The organism is Bradyrhizobium sp. AS23.2 (genome assembly GCF_001908185.1).
Classification (GTDB): domain Bacteria; phylum Pseudomonadota; class Alphaproteobacteria; order Rhizobiales; family Xanthobacteraceae; genus Bradyrhizobium.
In genome coordinates, this window is record NZ_LGHM01000291.1 from 1 (window position 1) to 2,231 (window position 2,231).

Below are 2,231 nucleotides of genomic sequence, written 5' to 3' on the forward strand. Positions count from 1 at the left end.
GCGTCGGAACGGTGCGACTTGAAGCGTCCGTCCAAAAAGCGGATGCCACGGATATGCAATTGTCGCGCTTCGAAGACTGTATGCAGAATGTCGCGTGTTGGGCTGACCGCGTGAAGCTGATCTATTGGGACGGCACGGGAGTGTGCCTGTTCGCCAAACGGCTCGTTGGCAAGTTCCGCTGGCCAAACGTGCAAGATGGCGTGATGCGGCTGTCGGCTGCGGAGTTCTCGGCATTGTTAGAAGGGCCCGATTGGCGACGGGTTCACGCCGGGGGCGAGACCCCGGCGCCGGTACAGCCGGGTTGATCTGCGACGGAGTGAATCAGTCCGATCGAAATGCTCGCAGGGCGCTGCGGCGCATGATGTACTCGCATCATGACGGCGACGACGGATGCGCTTCCCGACGACCCCGGCACGCTCAAGGCGATGCTGCTGGCGGAACGTGCGCGCACCGAACGGCTGGAGCAAATCATCAAGGAGTTGCAGCGTCACCGCTTTGGCCGACGGGCCGAGACGCTGCCGGAAGATCAATTGCTGTTCGGCCTCGAAGAAGTCGAGCAGACTGTGGCGAGCGGCGAAGCCGAGAACGAAACGGCGGCACCAGCCGAGCGCGCAAACCATGCCGCCAAGCGTCGCATCAACCGTGGATCGCTGCCGGAGCATCTGCCGCGCATTGAGATGATGGTCGACATCGACGATCATGCCTGCCCATGCTGCCGCAACGCACTGCATAGGATTGGCGAGGATGTCAGCGAACGACTAGACATCGTCCCGGCCCAGTTCCGCGTGCTTGTTGTGCGTCGACCCAAATATGCCTGCCGAGCCTGCGAGAGCGGAGTTGTGCAGGCGGCAGCGCCGGCGCGGCTGATTGAGGGTGGGTTGCCGACTGAGGCGACGGTGGCGCAGGTTCTCGTCGCCAAATACGCCGATCATCTGCCGCTGTATCGGCAGGCTCAGATCTATGCGCGGCAGGGCATCACGCTTGATCGCTCGACCTTGGCCGACTGGGTCGGCCGCGCCGCCTTCCTGCTGCGGCCGGTACACGAGCGTCTGCTCGCCAGGCTTAAGGGCTCGGCCAAGCTGTTCGCCGACGAGACGACGGCACCGGTGCTCGATCCCGGTCGCTGAAAGACCAAGACCGGTCAACTGTGGGCCTACGCACGCGACGATCGCCTCTGGGGTGGCGCCGACCCGCCCGGCGTGGCCTATGTCTACGCCCCCGATCGCAAGGCGGAGCGACCGATCGCTCATCTCGCGGGCTTCACGGGCACCCTTCAGGTCGATGGCTACGCCGGCTATCGCGTACTCGCGGAGCGCGGTAACGTGCAACTTGCATTCTGTTGGGCCCATGTACGCCGACGCTTCTACGAACTCGCCGCGGCCGGCCCGGCGCCAATCGCCAGCGAGGCGCTCGAACGCATCGCCGGACTCTATGCCATCGAGAGCGATATCCGTGGCCGCAGCGCAGAGGAAAGGCGCGAGGCCAGGCTGCTGAGGAGCCGGCCGGTCATCGATGAGCTCGAGCCCTGGCTGCGCGCCAAGCTCACTCTGATCAGTCAGAAGACAAAACTCGCTGAAGCAATCCGCTATGCGCTCTCGCGCTGGCAGGGCCTGACCCGCTTTCTCAGCGACGGCCGCATCGAGATCGACTCCAACGTCGTCGAACGCGCGATCCGGCCGATCGCGCTAAACCGCAAAAATGCACTCTTCGCAGGCTCCGACGGCGGCGGCGAGCATTGGGCCGTCATCGCCTCGCTGATCGAGACCTGCAAGCTCACGGGCATCGAACCGCACGTCTACCTCGCCGACGTCATCACAAAGATCATCAACGGTCACCCGAACAGTCAAATCCATGGGCCTATCCCGTTGCCCCGGTGCTCCAGGACGTGTGGTCTGCCCCTATGAAGTGGTCCAGTTGCAATCTTAATGCATGACCGGCTTTTGGGCCATCGCCTGGGCAGACGGTGGTGCCGATCCACGCGGCGGTGCGGGCCAGACCACGGCCTCCGGTGCCGGTGGTTTGTAGCCGAGCGATGAGTGCGGCCGCTCGGTGTTGTACAACAACGTTTGAGAACGCCCACAGGACCGTTTTCCGCGAGGTTCTTTACCGGCATCATCCTTGGTTTGGTCGTCGAGTTTGCGTTCATGGGACCGTCGACAAGGCCGATGATGTCGTTTTTCGCTGCACCCTGGACGGGGCGCAAACAGATCGTTGGCTGGAAGTTCCAGCAT

The 2,231-nt window shown here is 63.4% G+C and carries 2 protein-coding genes and 2 pseudogenes; 3 read left to right on the plus strand and 1 reads right to left on the minus strand.

Features of this window, described 5'->3' with window-relative positions; translation table 11 throughout:
• Both tnpB and tnpC read left to right on the plus strand, forming a co-directional pair.
• Positions 1–305: IS66 family insertion sequence element accessory protein TnpB (gene tnpB / locus AC630_RS46535; RefSeq protein ID WP_143198736.1), on the plus strand; the 305-nt coding region annotated here is incomplete at its 5' end.
• A gap of 69 nt (positions 306–374) precedes the next feature.
• A pseudogene (gene tnpC, locus AC630_RS41375) lies at positions 375–1,904 on the plus strand (IS66 family transposase).
• Positions 1,905–1,922: 18 nt separating this feature from the next.
• Here the strand turns inward: tnpC and AC630_RS41380 are convergent.
• Positions 1,923–2,057 (minus strand): annotated as a pseudogene (locus tag AC630_RS41380) (IS3 family transposase); the annotation flags it as partial.
• On the opposite strand from AC630_RS41380, the gene AC630_RS46540 reads away from it, so the two are divergent.
• A partial coding sequence (locus AC630_RS46540; protein WP_208867117.1) for a hypothetical protein occupies positions 2,037–2,231 on the plus strand: 195 nt, incomplete at its 3' end. The pseudogene AC630_RS41380 and the gene AC630_RS46540 overlap by 21 nt on opposite strands.